Genomic DNA, 22,485 nt, shown 5'->3' with positions numbered 1-22,485 from the left:
GACACCGTTTATGATGTTGATCATTTTCTCCAATTATAGAGCCCCCTATTTACTCTGTATTCCATTATATATAGTGATAGGGGGTGTCTTTGTTGACTAACGTTATACATAGCGGTATGTTTTCAATAGAATAATATCAAAAGGTTGTGGTTTACAATGAATCAACGTTTAAAGCAGTTTTCAAATTGGCTGCAAGAAACAGAGCAAACCTTAGCATTTGTTCATTCTTCTGCCAATGTTTTCTATCTCTCGAATTTCAACTGTGAACCCCATGAAAGATTATTAGGTATATTCATCTTTCCAAAACATGAACCATTCCTAGTTTGTCCCGGTATGGAAGTATCTCAAGCAAGAGATGCAGGGTGGGAATATGAGATCATCGGACATGGTGATGCAGATAATCCATGGGAAATGATCCAATCAGCACTTAAAACAAGAGGCATAACTACAGTGGATCAAGTTGCCATTGAAAAAGAAACAATTTCATATGAGCGTGCAGAGCAAATTATGAAAATGTATCCTTCTGTATCTTTTACAAGTGCAGAGGAAAAGCTCCACGAACTAAGGCTTATAAAAGATGAAAAAGAGCTGGGTATCCTCCGTAAAGCGGCTGAATTAGCTGATTTTGGAGTTGAAACAGGTATTAACGCATTACGAGAAGGATGCACAGAAATGGAAGTCCTTGCTACGATTGAATATGAATTGAAGAAAAAAGGGATTCGTGAAATGTCTTTTTCCACAATGGTCTTATTCGGTGAAAAATCGGGCCAGCCTCACGGAAATCCCGGTGATCGAAAACTTATGAAAGGCGATTTTGTCTTGTTCGACCTCGGTGTTGTATTGGATGGCTATTGTTCTGATATAACGAGGACTGTGGCTTTTGAAGAGGTCAGTGATAAGCAAAAAGAGATTTATGACATTGTCTTGGAAGCCCAGCTTGAGACATTAGAAATTTCAAAGCCGGGCACTCGTCTTGGTGATCTTGATAAAAAAGCGAGAGAAATCATCACAAATGCAGGTTATGGTGACTTTTTCCCTCATAGAATCGGACACGGTATCGGAATCGATGTACATGAATATCCGTCTATGAGTGAAAATAACGACAATCTATTAAAAGAAGGTATGACCTACACGATTGAACCAGGAATTTATTTACCTGATGTTGGCGGTGTCCGTATTGAAGATGATGTTCTTGTCACTTCGAAAGGATATGAGACACTGACCAAATTTCCTAAAGAACTTCAAATCATACGCGGATAAAGATGAAGAGACCAACCTTCTGAAGGTTGGTCTCTTTTTAAATTTGATTAAACGCAAAACTGAGCAGGGTTGCTTACATTCATAAAAAATATTGCATAATTCCTTTGCCATTATCAGATAGTATAGATGAAAGGAAAGGTGGTTTGGATGATGAGATATGGTTTAGTGAAATGGATGCTCCTAGCTGTTGCTGCATTTCTGATGTATCAGAATCGCTACAAGCTGTTAAATTTGATTCTTGGTATGAAAATTTTACGTACACTTGCAATCCGCGGATTCTTAAGAATGCCTGGTGTTCGTGATAAAATAGTACAAGACATGTTTTAAGTGGAGGAAAGGTTACTAGTTGTCTTTCTCTGTGCAACGAGTTTCTTCTTATTTAAATATCTCCAATACATTAAGGGTTGATATATTGAATCAGTTGTATGTTTTCTCCTGATTTTGATTCTGTCAGGAACATCAAATGACTCATATCTTTACTTACCAAAATAAGTGGCAAACTACTGCCGATTGGTGATTCGATTTGTCCGTCAGGCAATTTAATCCCAAGAAAATAATTTTTATAAATTCCTTCCCACAAGCCGCCGATCACTTGGTCGGTTTTTTCTTTAGATAGGCCTGGTAATGGAAGCATTGAATAATCATAAAGTTTAGTCAAAGGAAGAACATAATAATTTTCTATAGGCACATTGAAGTAGCGTATCAAGTTATGCCACACAACTTTTAGCTGTTGGTTTGTGGCATGGTCCAACATTTTTTTATTGTCAAGGTCCTCTTCGTTCTCAGGAGTTTTGAATGATTCCAGCGGTTGGAGCGGAGTGTCGATGACATAGAGTTGATCATAGCTCATGGTTTGTGCGCTTTTGATTATGTCATTCGGGTAATGTAATTCTGCATGATGGAAGCTGATTGCTTCAAAATGCCCGCTGTCTTCATTCGTGACAACTTTTCTCTGTTGAAGTGTATCGGTGTTTTCTTCCCATTTAGACATCGTATCTTTTAACATCCCATCTTCATACAGTAACGATATGTCCTGCCTTAAATAAGCTTTTTTACCAAGAGATGAATTCACTTTCCATCTGATTTCATATTCGTCTTCATCCTTTTCCTCAAGAAGGATTACTTCTGTTTCTGCTGAAGTAAAAGACACTGATGGATCAATTGGAAAATAGATAATACTTTCCTTTACTTTGGAAGTTTGGTTATTATACATATAGAGGGACGTTGCCGTAACCGTCACTAGAATTAGAAAGATAAGCACTTGTTTTTTCATACCTTTTAAACCTCCATCGACATCCTATCCATATAAAATATGAACTTGTCCGGTAGTTTAGAAGGAAATAGTTTTGAGGGGGAACGGAAAATATGAGCCAGAAAGTCAATACGAATGAAATAATGGAATTGATCAAAGATTTGGTATCAATCCCAAGCCCATCTGGGAATACGGAACAAGTTATCAGGCATGTAGACGAATATTTCAACAAGCTAGGTTTGGAAACGCAACGAAATCATAAAGGCGGATTACTCGTAACTTTATCTGGGGAAAATAATGATCGGCATCGGTTTTTGACTGCCCATGTTGATACGCTTGGTGCGATGGTTAAAGAAATCAAATCGAACGGAAGATTGAAATTAACGATGATCGGTGGTTTCAGGTGGAACCATGTCGAAGGGGAATACTGTCAAATCGAGACAGCTGAAAACAAACGTTTTACGGGTACAATCCTCATGCACCAAACTTCAGTTCATGTTTACAAAGAAGCAGGCGATGCCAAACGAGATGAAAATAATATAGAAGTCCGTATAGATGAGCGTGTAAAATCCGAACAGGATGTCAAAGAATTAGGGATTTCCGTAGGGGACTTTGTGTCGTTCGAACCTCGTGTCGAAATCACAGAGAGCGGGTTCATCAAATCCCGACATCTTGATGATAAGGCGAGTGTTGCATTATTGATGCATGTCATCAAGCTTTTAAAAGAAGAGGGCATTAAACTTCCGTTTACGACCCATTTCTTGATTTCCAATAATGAAGAAATCGGCTATGGCGGTAACTCTAACATACCGAGTGAAACAGAAGAGTATCTGGCGGTTGATATGGGGGCGATCGGAGACGGACAGGCAACAGACGAATTCACTGTATCCATTTGTGCAAAAGACTCCAGCGGACCATATCATCTCGGGCTGAGAAAACACCTTGAGAACCTTTCGAAAGAGAATCATATTGAATACAAGATGGACATCTATCCTTTCTATGGTTCTGACGCTTCTGCTGCTATCAGAGCCGGCTACGATCTGAAACATGCTTTGATCGGTCCGGGTATCGATGCATCCCACGCATTCGAACGTACTCATGAAACTTCACTGTTACATACAGCACGATTGATTTATCACTATCTGAAATCGAATATGAATTCTTAAAGGAAAGGCGTTGTTAAATCCAGTAGTTGATTTCCAATAGCGATTTTTCTTTACCGAATTCAAGACACTCCTGCGGCGGCGCAGCCTCCTCGACAGTTTTCCAGCGACCTACATGACTAAGCGGGTCGCTTCCGCTTTTCTTTAGCCCGCCGAAAGGGAGTGAATTTTGCAGAAATCAACACTGAAGAATAACAAGGCCAAGGAAAAAGCACTGAGCTGATCAGTGCTTTTTCTTTTTCCCACAAAAAACCCCTGTCCAAGTATGTAAATATTATGATTGGTTAATGATGGTAATTGAAAGGGTGGGGAAAATGACTCGAGATAAAGAAGTTCCACAGATCAAAGATTACAATGCAACCATTGCTTATATTAAAGAAGAACTTGGAATAGGCAAAAGCTTCGACCAGATCCATCTTGAGCTGGATTATGCCGGAAAAAGCATGAGTCTTTTCATGATTGATGGATTTGTTAAAGATGAAATCATGCACTATTTGATGAAGCTACTATCAAAACTCGAACCTGAGGATCTTGACCCTGATCCTTTGACGAAGTTGATGCGTACTCACCTTCCGTACATGGAGATAGAAGAACAGAAGGATCTTGAAAAAGCGATTGATTTCTCACTAGGGGGACCAAGCCTTCTGATCGTTGAAGGGGTAGACACTGTGATAGTGATTGACGCAAGGACCTATCCAGTCCGGGGACCATCGGAACCTGACTTGGAAAGGGTTGTGCGTGGATCTCGGGATGGATTTGTCGAGACGATTATCTTTAATACCTCCTTGACAAGAAGACGGGTCCGTGACCGTTCCTTACGTATGGAATATATGAAGATCGGAAGAAGGTCACAGACAGACATCTGTATTTCCTATATAGAAGATATCGCCGATCCTAAAATTGTGGAAAAGATAAAAGACTCATTGTCAAAGATCGATACCGATGGCATTCCGATGGCGGAAAAGACCATTGAAGAATTTATATGCGGACAGCATTGGAACCCTTACCCATTAGTGAGGTATACAGAACGGCCTGATACTGCTGCTGTCCACCTTTATGAAGGACATGTGCTCGTTTTTGTCGACGGTTCACCAAGTGTCTTGATAACCCCCGCAACTTTTTGGCACCATTTGCAGCATATGGAGGAATATCGACAAAAACCGGTGGTCGGGGCATATCTTCGATTTGTTCGTTTTTTCGCTGTTTTACTGTCCATCTTTTCTCTGCCTCTGTGGTATTTGTTCTCGAGCAACCCTGAGATGATGCCTGTCCAGCTCGCCTTTATCGGGCTGGAAAAAGCAGGGGATGTACCCCTGTTCATCCAACTCATCCTTATTGAGGTTGGTTTAGATATCATGAGGATGGCAACTGTCCATATACCATCCTCATTAGCAACCGCTTTAGGAATAGTGGCTGCGATACTGATTGGACAAGTGGCAGTAGATGTAGGGTTGTTCATCAATGAAGTCATCCTGTATATTTCAATCGCCGCTATAGGGTCATTTGCTACACCGACCTATGAACTCAGTCTTGCGAATCGATTGACTCGTTTGTTACTTTTGATTTTGACAGCACTATTCGCTCTGCCTGGTTATGTGATAGGGACCACATTATGGATCATTTTGCTCTCACGGCTTAAATCCTTCCACATTCCTTATTTGTGGCCGTTCATCCCATTTTCATATAAAGGATTCAGAGATGTACTGGTCCGTTCTCCGATTCCACTCAAAAATCGAAGACCTACAGTATTACATCCGAAAGACCCCGATCGTTAGGGAAGCAGCTATTGCTTCTCTATTATTTTGTCTTTGATTTTCTTCATATTTTCATTCCTTTTTAAAATGAATAATAATGATATAATACGATTGGGTGAATTCATTATGAAGACAATATTGGACGTGCAACAATTTTTGAAGCGCTTCGGCACATTTATATATACTGGTAATCGCAGTGCAGACTTGGAAATGTATTCTTCCGAAATACAAGAACTATTCCAAAATGGGATGATCAGCAACGAAGAATTTAGAAAAGCAATCCTAATCATAAAAAGTGAACAGAATAAATTGAATTAAAGGATGAGTTATATGACGGATAGAATGTCGATTGGAATCGATTTAGGCGGAACAACGATCAAAATGGCCATTGTAGATCGAAATGGTAATATTGTAGATAAATGGGGGATACCTACGGATACAAGCAATAATGGTAGAAATATATCACAAAATATTGCCGATTCGATCAAAGAAAAGGTGGAAAACAGAGGCTGGAAACAAAACGATATAGATGGCATCGGAATTGGGGCACCTGGTTTCATCAATATGGAAAACGGTTTTATTTATCATGCAGTGAATGTTGGATGGGAAAACTACCCACTAAAAGATGACTTAGAGTCAAAGACCGGTCTGAAGGTCGTAGTGGAAAATGATGCGAATATTGCTGCACTCGGCGAAATGTGGAAAGGTGCAGGAAAACAAGCATCTGACTTGATTTGTATCACATTAGGTACTGGAATTGGTGGTGGCATCATTTCAAACGGGACAATTCTTCATGGAGCGAATGGGATGGCTGGGGAAATTGGCCATATAACATCGATCGTTGAAGATGGTGCACCTTGTAACTGCGGAAAGACAGGCTGTCTCGAAACGATCGCATCTGCGACAGGCATCTCAAGAATCGCTACTGAAGGACTGGAAGAAAACCCTGCCAGCATGCTTCATAAAAAGTTGAATGAAAAGGGGAATGTGTCGGCTGAAGATGTGTTTACCTGTGCAGCTGAAGGGGATGAATGGGCAAATAAGGTGATAGAAATTATCACTCATCATCTCGGACTTGCGATTGCAAACATGGCGAATGTAATCAATCCTTCACGAATTGTCATTGGAGGCGGTGTATCACGAGCTGGTGATCAGTTGATGGATCCGTTGAAGAAAGTATTCGGGCAGTTTGCACTGCCGAGAGTCCAGGAGGGTTCCGATTTTGCAATTGCGAGCTTAGGGAATGACGCAGGAGTCATCGGTTCCGCTCGTCTTTTATTTTTAAAACGCAATGATTAATATTCGTATCCTCGTAAAGTACTTAGAATAATCGAATACTATACAAATCTAGAAAGGGTCATTTTTGACTCTTTTTTTTCATATAATGGCTTGGCTTGAAAATAGCTGATGTAGGCGAAAAGTAATGGCTGGAAGAAGATTCAGCGATATGATCCTAGGACGTTTACATAAAAAGTATGAACAAAGTGTGAAATTATTGCAAATTGTATACAAACTTAAAACTTTTTTCTTATTTGGTCGTCTATAGGTTTAACGGTATTTTCAATAGGGGATAGGTATCTTAACGTAAGCGTAATATAATTTACAATTAATTGAAAAAGGCTAAATTTCTCTTGAAAAAATATATAAAAGGGAGTATTATAACAATCATGTGAAAAACGAGTGAAGTTAATACAAATGTGAAGAAAATACAAAAGTGAAGAAATTACAAGTACGAAAACTATGAGGATCCAAACAAAAATATAATGAGTCATCAAGTCAAGGAGGTAACTATACGATGCTGAAAAACACCCTATCAAAATATCAGATTATCATCATCACAGGTGTTTTACTATGGTTGAAATCGTATCTGGTATATAAAATTTCGTTCGATCTTAAAATAGAAAATGCTGTTCAAGAAATAATCCTTTTTATCAATCCGCTTAGTTCAGTAGTATTCATCATGGCTTTTGCATTGTTTTTTTCAGGAAGAACCCGAAACATTGCTACGTTGCTATTGAATTTTATTGCGTCATTCATTTTGTTTGCGAATATGGTGTATTACCGTTTCTTTAATGATTTTATTACGATTCCGGTATTATTCCAAACAAGTAACATGGGTGACCTAGGAAGTAGTATCACATCGTTAATTTATCCATATGATCTTTTACTATTCGTGGATATTATTGTTCTGGCAATATACATGAAAGTACGTAAGATAGAAGCACCTAAATTGTCATCCAAAAAAATTGGACTTGTCTTCGCATCAAGTTTGATTATATTTATCGTAAACGTCGGTATTGCTGAAACTGAGCGTCCGCAATTATTGACACGTTCGTTTGACCGTGAAATGCTGATCAAGAATATCGGTACGTATAACTATCATGCTTATGATGCGATCATTCAGTCAAAAGCAAAGGCTCAACGTGCTCTTGCTGATGGGAGTGAAATTGCTGACATTGAAAACTACGTAAAAGCTGATTACAAAGAACCGAACCCAGAAATGTTCGGTGCAGCCAAAGGTAAAAACGTAGTGATGGTTTCACTTGAGTCAGTACAGAATTTTGTAATTGATAACGAAGTGGAAGGGAAGGAAATCACACCATTCCTAAACGATTTGAAGAATGATGAGGATACGTATTATTTCCCTAACTTCTATCACCAAACAGGTCAAGGAAAAACGTCTGATTCAGAATTTCTATTGGATAATTCATTATATCCTTTACCAAGTGGAGCAGTATTCTTCACTCATTCACAAAATGAATATCAAGCGACACCAGAGCTGTTGAAGGATAATGGATATTATACTGCAAATCTCCATGCTAACAACAAAAGTTTCTGGAACCGTGATATCATGTATAAATCACTTGGTTATGATAGGTTCTATTCATTGACGGATTATGATGTTAAACCTGAGCAATCGATCGGTTGGGGCATGAAGGACGAATTCTTCTTCCAACAATCCGTTGATCATTTGAAAGAAATGCCTGAACCTTACTACACGAAGTTCATCACATTGACGAACCACTTCCCATTCACATTGGAAGAGGAAGATGAATTCATCCCAGAGTGGACGTCCAATGATGGCACAGTTAACCGTTACTTCACAACGGTACGTTATACTGATGAAGCTGTTAAGATGTTCTTCGATAGCCTGAAGAATGAAGGCATGTACGAAGACACTGTTTTCGTACTTTATGGAGATCACTATGGTATCTCAGAAAACCATAACAAAGCTATGGGAGAATACCTTGGTAAGGAAATCACACCATTCGAATCGACACAGCTGCAGCGTGTACCGATGTATATCCACATTCCTGGAAATGGAAATGGTAAAGTGATGGATACTGTCGGGGGGCAAGTCGACCTAAGACCAACGATCATGCACTTACTAGGAAAAGATACCAAGAATACCATCCAATTTGGATCTGACTTGTTCTCTAAAGAACGTCAAGACTTTGCAGTATTACGTGACGGAAGCTTTATTACTAAAGATCACGTATATACTGATAACACTTGTTACGATAAAGAGTCTGGTGAAAAAGTAGAGAAAACAGCTTGTGAGCCATATATGGAAAAAGCGAAGAAAGAGCTTGATTACTCTGATCGTATCGTTTATGGAGACTTGCTACGTTTCTTCGATCCGAAGACAGGTACAATTAAAGACGAATAGATGATCCAGAACCGTGTCAACCGAAAGTTGGCACGGTTTTTTTATCTGATCAACATTACTAAGGCTCAACCCTTAAGAAAGGGCTGTCTTTGCCAAGTATCTATCAAAATCAAGCCCTACCCAGCCTTCCTTAAAATCATACATAAAATGATTCATAACTGAACATTTGAGCCATATATATGGTGGGAGAATGGTTATTTGGAGGGAATTAAAATGAAGGTAAGAATACGAAAAGGAGATACACTATGGTATCTTGCCAAATTGTTCAATGTACCTCTCCGCCTTGTAATCGATTCAAACCGTAAGCTCAATCCATCTAGTCCACAAGTAGGTTCAGACATAGAAATACCAGCATACAAAACAGAAAAATACACCATACAAAAAGGGGATACCTTTTATAAGATTTCACAAAGAAGAAAACTGGCACTTGATGCCCTCACAATTATGAATCCTGATTTGTCTCCAAGCAATCTTCAAATTGGACAAATCATTACCCTGCCTGTTAGAGTAGTCACTCCTTACGTGAATCCTAAAATGAATTATGACTCGGTAACGATGATGAAAAACTTGAGATCTTTAAGACAGATATATCCTTTTATCAGGGCGAAATCGATTGGCAACTCAGTGCTTGGAAAGTCAATTCCAGAGATCCAAATTGGGAATGGAGAAAAGAAAGTCCATATGAATGGGGCTTTTCATGCTCAGGAATGGATCACCACAGCAGTCATAATGAATTTTTTGAATGACTATTTGCTAGCTTTAACGAACAAATGGATGATCCGAGCTTTGGACATGTCGCCTTTTTATGATGGGGTTACCATATCGATTGTTCCCATGGTAAATCCCGATGGAGTCGATCTGGTCCTGAATGGACCCACTGAATGTGAGTATTATAAGGATTATGTGCTAGAACTGAATCAAGGGAATACAGATTTCTCAGGATGGAAGGCCAATATAAGAGGAGTAGACTTGAACAACCAGTTCCCCGCTGAGTGGGAGGTGGAAAAACCTAGGAAGCCACAAGCTCCTGCTCCAAGAGACTATCCAGGAGAAAGACCATTAAGTGAGCCCGAAACGATTGCTATGGCAGAATTGACACGTAGAGAGGATTTTGACCGGACCATCGCTTTCCATACGCAAGGAGAAGAAATCTATTGGGGATATGAAGGGTTAGAGCCACCATACGCAGAAACGATTGTAAATGAATTTGAACGAGTAAGCGGTTATAAAGCGGTTCGGTATTTAGACAGTTATGCTGGCTATAAAGATTGGTATATTCAAGAATGGCAACGTCCAGGATATACCGTCGAACTCGGTGAAGGTGTCAACCCTCTGCCATTAAGCCAATATGATGAAATCTATCAAGAAACTTTAGGTATCATGCTTGCCAGTCTATATATGTAAAAATCACACTTAAAGGTGTGATTTTTTACTTTTTCAAAATCGGAATTCAACGGAAAGCTTTCATAATAAGCTTATTAGTTTGGAAATAGGGGTTTTCATGTAAATGCTCTTAACACACGAAACATTCTATTATCTAAAACGTAAGTAAAAGTGGAGGGAGGTAGTATGAGTAGCAGCGTCTGGATCCCTTTAAGCATAATTCATTTTTTGCTCTACGCGCTCCTTTGGGGAGTGATCCGATTTAATTTTAAATCCAATGAATTTTATGGTGACGAATTGAACAAAAAGAAAAATAAACAGAAACAAGAGGATGAAGCATACGAAAAAGCAACTGCACCTTGGTTTGGCAAAAATAATAATCATAATGGATCTTAATCCTTATGTAACACTGTATGCTTTAATGGAGGGAATGCCTGTTGAGAATAAAAACTGAAAAAGACATCATTGAGTTCCGTGCAAATTGTGAAGCCGGAGGCCTGGATGCACATTTGTTTGAAGCGGGTATGGAATCTTTTACGTTATGACCATCTTGATCATGGAGGTAAGCTGATCCTGGATACCTTTCTCCAAACGGATATTCCAATTGGTAAAGTCTCCACCCGAACTTGGGATTGTGAAAACGGCGATGTAATAACTATGGAGAATAAAGTAGTAAAGGTTGATTATGTCAATCAATATACGGTTTCATATGGACGTTATGAAAAATGGAGACAAGTACGTTGATACAAACAGAACTGGAACCATTCCCCCTAAGGTGGTATGGAGTGGAAGAGTTCAGGATGATTCTTGAAAATATCGGATTTACTGAAATCGTAATATCGGCAAGTTACAAGTACGATCAATATCCAACCAAAGCAAACCAAACCATTACATATGAAGCAATAAAAGAATAGACAATATATAGGGCCATGACTTTTAAAGGGGTTATGCCTTTATTTTTGAACTGGAAATCCAAAGAGTTACAAAAGTAGGATAAATTCTTGACTACCTGAATGGGAAAAGGCGTGTCTACTGCCACTCTGCAGGACACGCCTTTTTTAGTTAGGGACGATTGAGTGTTTTTCTTAATTTCTTCAGTTTGTTTCTCTCAACTTCTGCTTTGTCTTTTCTAATTGCCTTGAAGAATGCGTAAACCATAAGCACCATGATTAAAGAGAATGGGAATGCTGCTGATATTAATGCATTCTGAAGGGCTTGTAGTCCCCCGGTATATAAAAATACAGCTGCAATCCCTGATTGTGCGATCCCCCACACAAATTTGACCTTTTTAGAAGGATTCAAGGCCCCGTTGGTCGTCTGCATTCCTAGAACAAATGTAGCCGAGTCGGCCGATGTTATGAAGAAGGTTCCGATCAACAACATGGCGAGAATAGATAATACAACACCAAAAGAGAACTGATCGAACACACCGAATGACACTTGTTCATCCGGAAGCCCAGCAATGTCAGCACCATTTTTTTGAGTTTGGATAGCTGTCATCCCAAACGCCGAAAACCATAAGAAACTGACAAGGGAAGGGACGAGTAAGACTCCTGATAAAAACTCGCGAATTGAACGTCCTTTTGATACTCGTGCAATAAAAATTCCAACAAACGGAGACCATGCAATCCACCACGCCCAAAAAAAGACAGTCCAATCCATGACCCATTGTTGTTCATCCCCATTCTCTGGAGATAGACGGAAGCTTTCTGTTGCTATAGTTTGCAAGTAAGTACCCAGAGTATTTGTGAAAGTATTCAATATATAAAGTGTCGGGCCGATTATGAGAATAATGATGAACAAAAGGACTGCAAGACCCATATTTAGATTACTCAAGTACTTAATCCCTCTGCTTAATCCAGTATAAGCAGAAATCATGAACAAGATTGTAACCACTATGATAATGACAAGTTGAATCCAAAACTCTTGATCGATTCCAAGCAGATAAGTGAGACCACCATTGATCTGGGCTGCACCGAATCCTAAAGTTGTTGCGACACCTACAATCGTTGCAAATACAGCGATAACATCGATTGCTGTACCTAGAGGACCTTTCATTTTATCTCCAAAGATTGGTTCAAGCGTTGCACTGATCAACCCGGGCTTTCCATGACGGAACTTAAAATAGGCGAGAATGAGTGCAACGATAGCATAGATCCCCCAGGCATGTACACCGTAATGGAAATAGGATATGCGCATCGCATCCTGTATTGCCGATGCTGTACCAGGCTCAGCTAGTGGAGGAGTTTTCATATAGTGCGAAATCGGTGCTGCTGCCCCATAGAAAACAAGCCCGATTCCCATACCAGCACTGAAGAGCATAGCAAACCAAGTTGAATAACTATAATCAGGTTCATCATCAGGTTTTCCGAGTATTATTTTACCGTATGGACTGAAGATCATATATAAGCAAAAAATTACAAACAAAGAAACAATCAATAGATAATACCAGCCGAAATGAACAGAGATATACGTTTGGATCGTTCCAGTAATTTCTTCGAGGTTCTTAGGGGCTAACGAACCCCAAACAGCTGCAAATAACGTAATGGCTAAGGTAATCCAAAATACTGAAGTGACTTTTTTCATAAATTTCTCCTTGTCTAATGTGAATATTTAAAAATAGGCCGGAATTACCTAGTATATAAGACTTATTCCCTTACGTCCAATAAACTATGTGTTGCTTTTTATATAAAAGTAAATTCTGTTTGATTATTCTGTGTTAAACTTTCACTTAGGGTTTGTAAAGTCGGCGTTTCAGGTAAAGACTATTAGACAATAAAGAAAATTGGAGTAGGAATTATATGGACAGGAATCAATCGATCATCACGTGTAAGGATGTATCTACAGATCACTTGAAAAACCTTTCATTTGATATTAAACGTAGACAGATCACAACAGTGGTAGGACCTTCAGGAGCAGGGAAAAGCAGTTTGTTATTTTTATTGAACCGATTAGAAGAACCGACATCAGGGGAAATTTATTATTTAGGTAAGAACATCAAAGATATAGCTGTCACCCAATTGCGGTGTGAAATCGGGATGGTCTTTCAATCGGCCTATTTATTTGATGGAACAGCAGAAGAAAACATTCAATATGGACCAAAACTACGAGATGAATTAGAAGAGTGCGATGTTGACCGCCTGCTGGATCTGGTGGAACTTCCACAATCCTTTAAGTCGCGTCATGTAACATCATTATCAGGGGGGGAACAGCAACGTGTAGCTATAGCGAGGACTTTCGCTAATAAGCCTTCTGTCCTACTGCTCGATGAAGCAACGAGCGCTTTGGATATAAAGACAACGGAACATATAGAAGAGATTCTAATCCGCTTAAGGGATGAAAAAGAAGTCTCGATATTGATGGTCACTCATAACCTCAAACAGGCAGAAAGAATGGGAGAACAAACCTTATATATTGAGGAAGGGAGTCTTATTGAGAGAGGGCTTACTTCTGAAATGTTCGAGCATCCGCAGACAAACCATTTTGAAAAGTTTTTAAAGGAGTAGGATTCAATGGAAGGTACTGAAATATCGAACCTATCGTTATTATTTATCATCGTTTTCGTCTTCATTCCAGTATCCCTTTCTTACTGGTTTTCGCTGGATCTGTCGAAAACAATCATATGGTCCTCCATTCGTGGAGTAGCGCAACTTTTCATTATCGGTTATGTATTGTCCTTTCTATTTGATTTGCCTAGCTGGCAAGGGATCGGTTTATGGGTTGCAGTGATGGTCGTTGTAGCTACTTTAAACGCAGCCAGAAAAGGAAAGAACATCCCTTATGTATTTCCTGTTGTATTCATGATCATTGCGTTGGCAGAAGTGTTTATACTTTCCTTATGGTTATTGTTCGGGTACATCCCTTTTTCTGCTGAGAAAGTGATTCCTATCAGCGGAATGGTGATTGGGAATAGCATGATCGCAATTGGACTTGCTTTAGAGCGATTGCAGGATCAGTTCAGAGAAGAGAAAGGGAGGGTTTTGGCAGCCTTATCCCTGGGTGCTACTCCAAAGGAAGCATCGTTACAAATCGTTCGTAAGACACTGAAGGCGGCTATGATCCCGAATATCGACGGATTGAAAACGATCGGATTAGTTCAATTACCTGGTATGATGACTGGATTGATCCTAGGCGGTGTTTCACCGATGGATGCTGTCCGATATCAAATCGTCATCTCACTAAGCATTTTTGTTTCTGTCGCAGTTTGTGCGATGATGGTGACCATATTACTTTACAGATTTTATTTTAATGATAAAATGCAACTAATCGATATAAATTCTTAGAGGAGGGTTACAATGGCTATAGTTGATGTAACGGTAGTACCGCTAGGAACGAAAACCCCGAGTATGAGTGAAGAGGTAGCAGAAGTCCAAAAGGTCCTTGATAAGAATTCAGACAAGGTCACTTATAAGTTGACTCCGATGAGTACCTTGATCGAAGGGGAGCTTTCTGATTTATTCGATGTGATTCAGCAAATTCACGAAGTTCCATTCAAGAACGGCGTTGAACGGGTTTCAACGAACATCCGCTTAGATGACCGACGGGACAAGCAAGTGAGCATGGAAGACAAAGTAGAATCCGTAGATCAAAAATTATAAAACTAATGAAAAAAGATTGACCGTGTCGGTCAATCTTTCTTCATGTAGACGGATTAGTGTCCGCCGCCCCAACCACCAGTATGGAAGATATCGATTACGGTCATCACCGTAAACCATCCAAATACTGCAACAGTCAAGAAGGCAAAACCTAATGCAAAAATATTTTTCCTTTTAAATTCTCTAAATAACGCCCAGAGTGCGAAAAGGGTTACAAGGCCAAAGATGATTGCCAATGCCATAAACTTTCCCCCCTTATGTTGTTGTTTGTTAGTTTTACTATAACCTATTCTTCCGAAAACAATCTATGTAATAGAATGATTGCCTATCCTATTGTACCTGTTTTTTGTTTGCTTGTCGAGATTCCATTCCTTACAAAAGTGTGACGGACACTTGATAAGCTGAAGCGATTTGTTTGATGAGGTCTCCCTGTTGTCGATCTGCAAAATAGACGAACGGGTTTACAGATTCATCGATTGCGATTATATGTTCTTCCATTTGAAGAATGGCCATCTTGATTTCTTCTTCATTTCCCTCATCTATTCGAAAAGGGACCGTCATTTCCTTATACAGGTAAACGTGATTCGAGGATGAAACGAAACCATAATCCGTATTGAATGTAGCTACAGGTGACTGAAGCGGGTATAGCTCAAATGCCTCTTCAAACAGATTCTCTTGTTCAAAAAGATCTTGAAGTGCTTGTTTTTCAGATTCAGTTTGGACAATGCACAAGCGGTCGTCACGATCAAGGATATTAGCCGTATCGGCAATTTTACGTACAAATTGGCTGGAGAAACCAGAAGAGTGAGCCTTTAAATCACGATGTTCAACGCCATAGACAAATTGCATAGTTACCTCGCTTTCCTTATACCAATAGAATTGGTATTGTTAGAATGGAATACGTACTTCGGTTTTGAATTTCTTATAGTGTAGAATAAATTAAGAAGATTGGCAATGGAGGCGATACGAATGGAATGGAAACAACTTACAGTAGGGCCTGTACAGGCAAATTGCTATTTACTGTGGAATGGGCAAAGGGAAGCGTTGATCATCGACCCCGGAAGTGAAGCGGATCGTATAAATCAGGAAATAGAAGGATTAGGTTTGAAACCGGTGGCGATTCTCCTGACGCATGCCCATTTTGACCATATCGGGGCGTTGGATGAGGTGCGTTCTAGATGGAAGGCACCAGTCTATCTCCATAAAGAGGAACTTAAGTGGTTAGGGAATCCGGATCTAAATGGTTCTAGCTTTTTCCCGATGGTTCAATCTGTCGTCATGAACGAGGCGGATCATGTATTGAAAGGCGGGCAAGATCTTGAAGTAGGTTCCTTTACGTTCAAAGTTCTACATACTCCTGGACATTCACCAGGAAGTGTATCGTTTTATTTCAAAGAAAGTGATTTAGTTGTAAGTGGAGATGCGTTATTTATGGGCAGTATCGGGCGTACAGATCTCCCTGGTGGCGATCATAAACTTCTTTTGAAAAGCATCCATAATCAATTGCTCTCCTTAGATGAAGAGACCCTCGTTCTTTCAGGACATGGTCCATCTACAACGATTGGCGATGAAATGAACTCGAACCCATTCTTGAATGGCTTTTCGCGATGAAAAATGAGCAATTAACGATTGAAGAGGTCCTTTATGAAAGGATCAAATCGACCGATGACCAAAGAATCAGCTACGCCAGCTATATGGAGACTGTTCTTTATCATCAGACAGGATATTATCAAAAAGATAACTCGAAAATCGGGAAGAAAGGAGATTTCTATACGTCAAGCTCAATCCATCCTGTATTTGCTTGGGTGTTTGCCGATTATTTTGACACATATTGTAAGGATCAGGAGCTTCCGTTCCATATTTGTGAAATAGGAGGCGGTAATGGGGCATTTACAAAACAAGTTCTCGATTATTTGAAAAGAACTAAGCCAGTTCGATATAGTGACTTAACCTATTCTTTCATTGATGTAAGTCAAGATCATTTGATAACAGCACAGTTGAACCTTTCGGACCATGAAAACGTCGAGTATTATTCATCCCTATCTATGTTCCAACAAAATAAGACTGAATTTAAAGGGATTATTTTTTCAAATGAACTGTTAGATGCTTTTCCTGTTCATGTGGTCGAGAAACGTGAAGGGGTCCTATATGAAGTTAAGCTTACGTTCGATGAGAGGCATGATACTTTAAAGGAAGTATTGGAGCAAGCAGTTAACGATGATATCTTACAATGGTTGGAGTGGAGCGGTATTGAGCTTCCCGAAAAACACCGATTCGAAGTTCCGTTGAAGATGATGGATTGGCTTTCTGATATTGCAAAACTTCTTAAATCAGGAATACTAGTAACAGTCGACTATGGGTATAAAAACGTTGAACTACTGGATGTATCATTACGCAATGGAAGCCTTAGGGGATACCTGGATCATCAACTTATTGAGAATCCACTCTTACATCCTGGACAGATGGATTTGACGACGCATATCCAGTTGGATGCCTTGATTAAAAAAGGGGACGAACTAGGTCTTAAGATGAGGTGTTTAGGCAAACAGAGGGATTTTTTACTGGAGAACGGCTTGTTTAATCATTTGATTGAGCATGACAATCGTGATCCGTTTTCAGAAGAACATAGGTTGAATCGTGCAATCCGTTCCTTTGTGACACCAGGCGGGATCAGCGATGCATTTCATGTGATCGTACAAGAAAAAGAACATTAAAAAAGATGGACTGGAGGGTCCATCTTTTTCCGCTCTAATTAATGTCCGCCTGAACCAGGTGTCATCATGAAAGTGGTCCAGTATGTGAAACCGATAAAGAAGACTGTCAGGTACGCACCAAAAATATAAATATACATTCTTTCTGATAGGTTAAGGTATCCAAGTGCAACAAACATTACCGTTTGTCCTACAAACAGAAGGGAAAACGCCTGCATGTCACCTACATAAGCCATTACAGCGATGACTGCCGTCCAAAATCCCATCATGCGGTACATTCTTGCCATATGTAATCCTCCTTTGTAGCAATGATCATTACGGATAGATAAGTGCGATTAAACGATTCTCCATCCAAAATTAAATGGACTCTTTTAGTATTATAAATCAAATGAATCAAAAAAGTAAATTACATTTGCTATGTCAATTTTGTGTCGAGGCCATAATTATTTCAAAGCTATACATAGTATAATGGTAATTTGAAAAAATATACAGGAATTTGAAGTTAAAAAGAGGATAAATTTCAATTCTGTCGAATTACTCATATACTTCCCGAAAGAAGATGGTTTTATAGAAGTTAGTGTCGAAACAAAGAGTGAAGAATTAGTATTACATGCTCTATCTATGAATGCAACCGACATACACGTAATCCCGAAGCGTCGGTTTGCAATCATTCAAGCGAGAGTCGATCAACGTCTATTCACCCTTGAAGAGATGCCATTAAAGCAAAGTGAACGATTGATTTCCCACTTCAAATACTTAGCTGGTATGGATATCGGAGAGAGACGTAAGCCTCAGAACGCCTCCATCCACCATTACCTACCGGTCAATGGTAATATCCACTTGAGGTTATCGACCCTGCCATCTGCTTATAATGAAGCCTTAGCCATACGTTTTTTTACCTCAAAATGATTCAAACACCTACACGGACCTTTCCATTTTCCACAGTTCCATCAAAAACATTTTCAACCTCCTCTCACAACCACAAGGTTTGCTTTTGTTCGCAGGTCTGGATGGATCTGGAAAAACCACACTCCTATACTCCTTGTTGAAAGAATCCCAACATAACTTGAAGCGACAGATCATCACGCTGGAAGACCCAATTGAAAAAAGAATGGATAGTTTGCTGCAAATTGAAATCAATGAGCCAGCAGGTGTGACGTATCTAGATGGAGTCAAGTCGATATTGCGTCATGACCCGGTTGTCATCATGATCGGGGAGATACGGGATGAGGCGACGGCACATTTAGCGATACGTGCCTCTTTAACCGGTCACCTAGTCTTATCGACACTCCATGCGAAAGATACGATAGGATATCTGTACAGACTGCTTGAATTTGGATTGAAATTGGAAGATTTGAAGCAGACATTGCTGGGCCTCGTCTCCCAAAGATTACTTGAAATTAATTGTCCCTATTGCAGATCGGATTGTTCTTTCTATTGCATGCTGAGGAGAAAAAATCGGAGAATGGGGATATATGAGACGTTACCAAGGTAATCTGCTGAAAGAAATTATGGCTTCTATTGAGAAAAATGAAAGCAACTTTAAAAGGTTTCCGCAATTGCATGATTATCAAATACGCGCAATGGCGATGGTTTATACTCCATTGCGACCATTTGGAGTAGAGAAAGTCATCGGTTATGAGAAGACGTAGATGGACAAATGTCCAACAAGCCCTGTTTTTGAAAGGCCTCGGTACATTACTTGAAAAAGGTTATTCAATCTCAGAGTCACTTACATTACTCAGCCTTCAACATAATCGTCAGATAAACTTTCCGATTGATTCGATCAAAGCAGATCTTGTCAAAGGGATTCCGTTATTTGAGGCACTTGAACGTCAAAGGGTACCTCCAGACATACTTGGATACCTTTTTTTCGCATCCGAACAAGGGAATTTATCTTTTGGATTATTAGTAGGCTGTTCCATTCTCCAAAAGCGTGAAGATCTGAAAAAATCCTTCCTGCAATCCATCCATTATCCAACCGTTCTTCTAAGCACATTGATGCTCATGATGTTTTTTATGCTCAAATTTCTATTTCCCCAGTTTTCAAAGCTCTTTCATGCCGTTGATTTACCCCTTCCGCTTTTTACACGTTACTTGATTACTTTCCTAGAGTTCATTCCACTACTCATCTATTTGACTTTGATTTTAGTGTTTTTTCTTGTCTACCATATTCGATTCAAGCATAGAAACGCACATGACAAGATATCCTTCTGGTTGCGATTCCCTTTCTTACGAGAAGGACTGTCGCGGATGATGGCACTAATACAACCAGTTTTGTTCGCTATCATCGGATCGATTGTATTGGTTCTTTTCCTATCGGCTATGATCCCGGTTTTTCAACTCTTTCAATCACTTTAAAGATACGAAGGGAGTTATATTTATGTCTGGTCGGATTCCCAATGAACATGGATTTACGTTGATCGAGATGCTGATCGTCATTTTGATCATTTCAATTCTACTATTGATTGCGGTCCCGAATACGGCGAAGATCAATGAAGTCGTCAAGGACAAAAGCTGTGATGCCACGGTTAAATTGATTCAAAGCCAGGTAGCGGCTTATGAAGTGGAATTTTCAAAATTACCAACTAACCTGGAAGCTTTAAAAACTGAAGTATATATCGAAGATGAAGCTTGGATTTGCCCCGATAATCAAATTCTCGAATATGATCCCGTGACTGGAAAAGTCAGCAGGCCAGATGCAGATCAAACTCTATGAACAAGGATATACGATGATTGAGCTCTTAATGGTTCTTTCGATTCTTGTTGTCATGACCGGGATGGTTGTCATCAACATGGTCCCAATGAAGGAAAACAGGGAGGTGCAGCAGTTCATCCAACTGTTGACCGCTGATTTACATTAAGCCCAACAATATGCATTGACCGAAAAAACCAAAGTACAGATCAAGTTCAATAATTCTGAAGAAAAATATACCATTGAAACGGACTCTATGAACAAGGAAAAACTTAAGACGATCAACTTTCCAGAAGGTGTTTATTTTCAAGACCTTACATCAGTTTGATACTGGAATATGGCGCTAATGGAACGATTCAAAAAGGTGGAACGATATTATTACGTACAAAGAAAGAGACATATAAAATCGTCTTCCTGCTTGGGAAGGGAAGGTTTTACATTGAAAAATTGTAATGGTTTCACCCTTATTGATGCAATGATCGGCATGAGTATATTCATGTGCTGTGCTCTGGGTCACCCCTGAACTTAGGAACTGTTTATAAAGAAAGGATTTCTATTCAACAAGAGGAGTATGCAATTGAAAAATGCCATAGCTTGTTGCAGGAATGGAAAATAACGAAAAGTTTGCAAGAACTAAATACGGCTGTAGAAGCTAATGGGATAGAATATAACATCAGATCAACAGAGATTCAGGATAATCATGTTAAAATATGTTTAGATTGGATTGGAGCAAATGGACGACCGAAGTCAATTTGTGGAGAAGCATGAGGCGGGATATACTTTGTTGGAAATGATTCTGTCCTTAACCCTTTTTCTTACATTGGCAGCATTGACTCCCTTGATGTTTTCTGTCATATTTTCAACAAGCCTTAAATCTCTGTATTACCAAGAGATCAGTTTGTTTTTTGAACAAGCTGATAAAGAAATCCAAGGCTCAATCAATGCAGAAACCCGATGGAGTCGATTGTATTTGATACAACCGGACGGTTAAAGTCATACACACTCAATATTCTGTCGAACTGATTATTCATTCGATTGACCAGGAATACGAGCATAATACTCTCCTTGTCCAACCCTATGTCAATCAATGGAGAAATCCATGAGAAGGGAAGGCGGTTATATAACTGCTTTCTCTATCATCATCTCTTTAATCTTGATTTCTGTAACACTATTCAATATCAGAATCTTGGATAGTGAGCGTAAATTTCTTAAAAAGCGCGTAGTTTGGTTTAAGGTGAATGTAACATTAGAATTGGCACGAGGTGAGGTTTTCGACGGATTACAATCAGGCAGCCTCCGTTCAGGTGATGATGGATCCCTCACATTCCAGGATGGAACGGCGGGCTACTTGGTTACTCAAATTTCAGAAGAAGTTTACGCTGTACATTTTAATGTGCAAATAGACGATACTGGAAAAGGAGCAGGTTTAATGTATTATAATTATGTTAACAAAGAAGTTATCCAATGGGTGGTGATGTAGTGAGAGCAGTCTATTTAACTGGATTCATGGCAGCTGGTAAAACATCTGTAGGAAAAGCATTAGCTGAAAAAATGGATTTACTGGTCATTGATTTGGACAACTACATTGAAGAGAAGCTAGCATGGGATATCCCCTCGATTTTTGAACGAAAAGGGGAAATTTATTTTCGGGACGAAGAGCAAAATGCCCTTCAAGAATTACCGATCTCTGATATCATCGTGACAACAGGCGGAGGAGTTGTTTTAAGGAAAGAAAATCGTACTCATATGAAAAAGCACGGTTATGTCATTCATTTAGAGGCTGATGTCGAAACAATATTCGAGAGGCTGTATCAACAGGATGGGCGCCCGCTTGCAAAAGGGAAGACCAAGAGTGAAATTGAACAATTGGCAGAAAAAAGGCAACCTTACTACGAAGACGCTGATTTAACCATCCAGACTGATGGAAAAACAATCGAACAAATTACAGATGAAATTTTTACATGGATAAAATCCGTTGAGATTGCCTAGAATGTGTAATAAA

General features: G+C 39.4%; 30 protein-coding genes and 1 pseudogene. 26 read left to right on the top strand and 5 right to left on the bottom strand.

Annotated elements, in window-relative coordinates; translation table 11 throughout:
- The first annotated feature begins 156 nt into the window (after positions 1–156).
- Both ACJROX_RS18965 and ACJROX_RS18960 read left to right on the top strand, forming a co-directional pair.
- A complete protein-coding gene (locus ACJROX_RS18965) occupies positions 157–1,260 on the top strand; it encodes a M24 family metallopeptidase (RefSeq protein WP_408006766.1) in 1,104 nt (367 codons plus the stop codon).
- A 150-nt stretch (positions 1,261–1,410) separates the two neighbouring features.
- A complete protein-coding gene (locus tag ACJROX_RS18960; protein WP_408006765.1) occupies positions 1,411–1,587 on the top strand; it encodes a hypothetical protein in 177 nt (58 codons plus the stop codon).
- Positions 1,588–1,657: 70 nt separating this feature from the next.
- Here ACJROX_RS18960 and ACJROX_RS18955 read toward each other — a convergent pair whose 3' ends face one another.
- Entirely contained in the window at positions 1,658–2,533 is an 876-nt protein-coding gene (locus ACJROX_RS18955; RefSeq protein ID WP_408006764.1) for a hypothetical protein, read from the bottom strand.
- A 92-nt stretch (positions 2,534–2,625) separates the two neighbouring features.
- Between ACJROX_RS18955 and ACJROX_RS18950 the strand changes: the two genes are divergently transcribed.
- From ACJROX_RS18950 to ACJROX_RS18910, 9 genes are all read left to right on the top strand, one after another.
- Positions 2,626–3,678, top strand: coding sequence for a M42 family metallopeptidase (locus ACJROX_RS18950; RefSeq protein WP_408006763.1), 1,053 nt, complete (start codon positions 2,626–2,628; stop codon positions 3,676–3,678).
- A 311-nt stretch (positions 3,679–3,989) separates the two neighbouring features.
- On the top strand, positions 3,990–5,450 hold the full coding sequence (locus ACJROX_RS18945; protein ID WP_408006762.1) for a spore germination protein: 1,461 nt from the start codon (positions 3,990–3,992) through the stop codon (positions 5,448–5,450).
- A gap of 105 nt (positions 5,451–5,555) precedes the next feature.
- Positions 5,556–5,747 carry a YqgQ family protein gene (locus ACJROX_RS18940; protein ID WP_408006761.1) on the top strand — a complete coding sequence of 64 codons (192 nt, stop codon included), beginning with the start codon at positions 5,556–5,558 and terminating at the stop codon, positions 5,745–5,747.
- Between the two features lie 12 nt (positions 5,748–5,759).
- Positions 5,760–6,728: an ROK family glucokinase gene (locus ACJROX_RS18935; protein ID WP_408006760.1), complete on the top strand. Its 969-nt coding sequence runs from the start codon at positions 5,760–5,762 to the stop codon at positions 6,726–6,728.
- 496 nt (positions 6,729–7,224) lie between these two features.
- Positions 7,225–9,099 (top strand): LTA synthase family protein, encoded by a 1,875-nt coding sequence (locus ACJROX_RS18930; protein ID WP_408006759.1) that lies wholly within the window; start codon positions 7,225–7,227, stop codon positions 9,097–9,099.
- Positions 9,100–9,312: 213 nt separating this feature from the next.
- Positions 9,313–10,503 carry a M14 family metallopeptidase gene (locus ACJROX_RS18925; protein WP_408006758.1) on the top strand — a complete coding sequence of 397 codons (1,191 nt, stop codon included), beginning with the start codon at positions 9,313–9,315 and terminating at the stop codon, positions 10,501–10,503.
- Positions 10,504–10,668: 165 nt separating this feature from the next.
- A complete protein-coding gene (locus ACJROX_RS18920) occupies positions 10,669–10,878 on the top strand; it encodes a hypothetical protein (protein ID WP_408006757.1) in 210 nt (69 codons plus the stop codon).
- A 105-nt stretch (positions 10,879–10,983) separates the two neighbouring features.
- Positions 10,984–11,226: a hypothetical protein gene (locus ACJROX_RS18915; protein WP_408006756.1), complete on the top strand. Its 243-nt coding sequence runs from the start codon at positions 10,984–10,986 to the stop codon at positions 11,224–11,226.
- A gap of 41 nt (positions 11,227–11,267) precedes the next feature.
- Positions 11,268–11,396, top strand: coding sequence for a hypothetical protein (locus tag ACJROX_RS18910; protein WP_408006755.1), 129 nt, complete (start codon positions 11,268–11,270; stop codon positions 11,394–11,396).
- 148 nt (positions 11,397–11,544) lie between these two features.
- Here ACJROX_RS18910 and ACJROX_RS18905 read toward each other — a convergent pair whose 3' ends face one another.
- Positions 11,545–13,068: a BCCT family transporter gene (locus ACJROX_RS18905; RefSeq protein WP_408006754.1), complete on the bottom strand. Its 1,524-nt coding sequence runs from the start codon at positions 13,066–13,068 to the stop codon at positions 11,545–11,547.
- A 215-nt stretch (positions 13,069–13,283) separates the two neighbouring features.
- Between ACJROX_RS18905 and ACJROX_RS18900 the strand changes: the two genes are divergently transcribed.
- The 3 genes from ACJROX_RS18900 to ACJROX_RS18890 are packed head-to-tail and all read left to right on the top strand — an operon-like array spanning position 13,284 to position 15,080.
- A complete protein-coding gene (locus ACJROX_RS18900) occupies positions 13,284–13,988 on the top strand; it encodes a phosphate ABC transporter ATP-binding protein (RefSeq protein WP_408006753.1) in 705 nt (234 codons plus the stop codon).
- A 6-nt stretch (positions 13,989–13,994) separates the two neighbouring features.
- Positions 13,995–14,765, top strand: a complete 771-nt coding sequence (locus tag ACJROX_RS18895; protein ID WP_408006752.1) for an ABC transporter permease — start codon at positions 13,995–13,997, stop codon at positions 14,763–14,765.
- A 12-nt stretch (positions 14,766–14,777) separates the two neighbouring features.
- The gene (locus ACJROX_RS18890; protein WP_408006750.1) at positions 14,778–15,080 is read left to right on the top strand and encodes an MTH1187 family thiamine-binding protein; all 303 of its coding nucleotides are present in this window, start codon (positions 14,778–14,780) and stop codon (positions 15,078–15,080) included.
- Positions 15,081–15,133: 53 nt separating this feature from the next.
- Here the strand turns inward: ACJROX_RS18890 and ACJROX_RS18885 are convergent, their stop codons facing one another.
- Positions 15,134–15,319: a DUF2759 domain-containing protein gene (locus ACJROX_RS18885; protein WP_408006749.1), complete on the bottom strand. Its 186-nt coding sequence runs from the start codon at positions 15,317–15,319 to the stop codon at positions 15,134–15,136.
- Positions 15,320–15,449: 130 nt separating this feature from the next.
- On the bottom strand, positions 15,450–15,926 hold the full coding sequence (locus ACJROX_RS18880) for a hypothetical protein (protein WP_408006748.1): 477 nt from the start codon (positions 15,924–15,926) through the stop codon (positions 15,450–15,452).
- A 120-nt stretch (positions 15,927–16,046) separates the two neighbouring features.
- Between ACJROX_RS18880 and ACJROX_RS18875 the strand changes: the two genes are divergently transcribed.
- Positions 16,047–16,688 (top strand): MBL fold metallo-hydrolase, encoded by a 642-nt coding sequence (locus tag ACJROX_RS18875; protein WP_408006747.1) that lies wholly within the window; start codon positions 16,047–16,049, stop codon positions 16,686–16,688.
- Positions 16,685–17,791: an SAM-dependent methyltransferase gene (locus tag ACJROX_RS18870; protein WP_408006746.1), complete on the top strand. Its 1,107-nt coding sequence runs from the start codon at positions 16,685–16,687 to the stop codon at positions 17,789–17,791. The genes ACJROX_RS18875 and ACJROX_RS18870 overlap by 4 nt, the downstream gene beginning before the upstream one ends.
- Before the next feature lie 38 nt (positions 17,792–17,829).
- Here ACJROX_RS18870 and ACJROX_RS18865 read toward each other — a convergent pair whose 3' ends face one another.
- Complete coding sequence (locus ACJROX_RS18865) at positions 17,830–18,075, bottom strand: DUF2626 domain-containing protein (RefSeq protein WP_261129434.1); 246 nt, start codon at positions 18,073–18,075, stop codon at positions 17,830–17,832.
- Between the two features lie 199 nt (positions 18,076–18,274).
- Between ACJROX_RS18865 and ACJROX_RS18860 the strand changes: the two genes are divergently transcribed.
- The 10 genes and pseudogenes from ACJROX_RS18860 (at position 18,275) to ACJROX_RS18815 (ending at position 22,472) form a co-directional block, all read left to right on the top strand.
- Positions 18,275–18,697, top strand: a complete 423-nt coding sequence (locus ACJROX_RS18860) for an ATPase, T2SS/T4P/T4SS family (RefSeq protein WP_408011706.1) — start codon at positions 18,275–18,277, stop codon at positions 18,695–18,697.
- A 13-nt stretch (positions 18,698–18,710) separates the two neighbouring features.
- Positions 18,711–19,283: pseudogene (locus ACJROX_RS18855) on the top strand (ATPase, T2SS/T4P/T4SS family); the annotation flags it as partial.
- Positions 19,264–19,440 carry a hypothetical protein gene (locus ACJROX_RS18850; protein ID WP_408006745.1) on the top strand — a complete coding sequence of 59 codons (177 nt, stop codon included), beginning with the start codon at positions 19,264–19,266 and terminating at the stop codon, positions 19,438–19,440. The pseudogene ACJROX_RS18855 and the gene ACJROX_RS18850, both read left to right, overlap by 20 nt.
- Entirely contained in the window at positions 19,427–20,149 is a 723-nt protein-coding gene (locus ACJROX_RS18845) for a type II secretion system F family protein (RefSeq protein ID WP_408006744.1), read from the top strand. The genes ACJROX_RS18850 and ACJROX_RS18845 overlap by 14 nt, the downstream gene beginning before the upstream one ends.
- Positions 20,150–20,171: 22 nt before the next feature.
- Positions 20,172–20,507 (top strand): competence type IV pilus major pilin ComGC, encoded by a 336-nt coding sequence (gene comGC / locus ACJROX_RS18840; protein WP_408006743.1) that lies wholly within the window; start codon positions 20,172–20,174, stop codon positions 20,505–20,507.
- Complete coding sequence (locus ACJROX_RS18835; RefSeq protein ID WP_408006742.1) at positions 20,488–20,652, top strand: prepilin-type N-terminal cleavage/methylation domain-containing protein; 165 nt, start codon at positions 20,488–20,490, stop codon at positions 20,650–20,652. Before comGC ends, ACJROX_RS18835 begins: the two co-directional genes overlap by 20 nt.
- Before the next feature lie 155 nt (positions 20,653–20,807).
- The gene (locus tag ACJROX_RS18830; protein WP_408006741.1) at positions 20,808–20,936 is read left to right on the top strand and encodes a hypothetical protein; all 129 of its coding nucleotides are present in this window, start codon (positions 20,808–20,810) and stop codon (positions 20,934–20,936) included.
- A 280-nt stretch (positions 20,937–21,216) separates the two neighbouring features.
- A complete protein-coding gene (locus ACJROX_RS18825; protein ID WP_408006740.1) occupies positions 21,217–21,474 on the top strand; it encodes a prepilin-type N-terminal cleavage/methylation domain-containing protein in 258 nt (85 codons plus the stop codon).
- 108 nt (positions 21,475–21,582) lie between these two features.
- Positions 21,583–21,963, top strand: coding sequence for a competence type IV pilus minor pilin ComGG (gene comGG / locus ACJROX_RS18820; RefSeq protein ID WP_408006739.1), 381 nt, complete (start codon positions 21,583–21,585; stop codon positions 21,961–21,963).
- On the top strand, positions 21,963–22,472 hold the full coding sequence (locus tag ACJROX_RS18815) for a shikimate kinase (RefSeq protein ID WP_408006738.1): 510 nt from the start codon (positions 21,963–21,965) through the stop codon (positions 22,470–22,472). The genes comGG and ACJROX_RS18815 overlap by 1 nt, the downstream gene beginning before the upstream one ends.
- Positions 22,473–22,485: the final 13 nt, after the last annotated feature.

The organism is Pseudalkalibacillus sp. A8, from assembly GCF_045920555.1.
Taxonomy (GTDB): Bacteria; Bacillota; Bacilli; order Bacillales; family Fictibacillaceae; genus Pseudalkalibacillus.
Note: the sequence above shows the minus strand (reverse complement) of the source record. Positions and strands in the feature narration are given on the sequence as shown.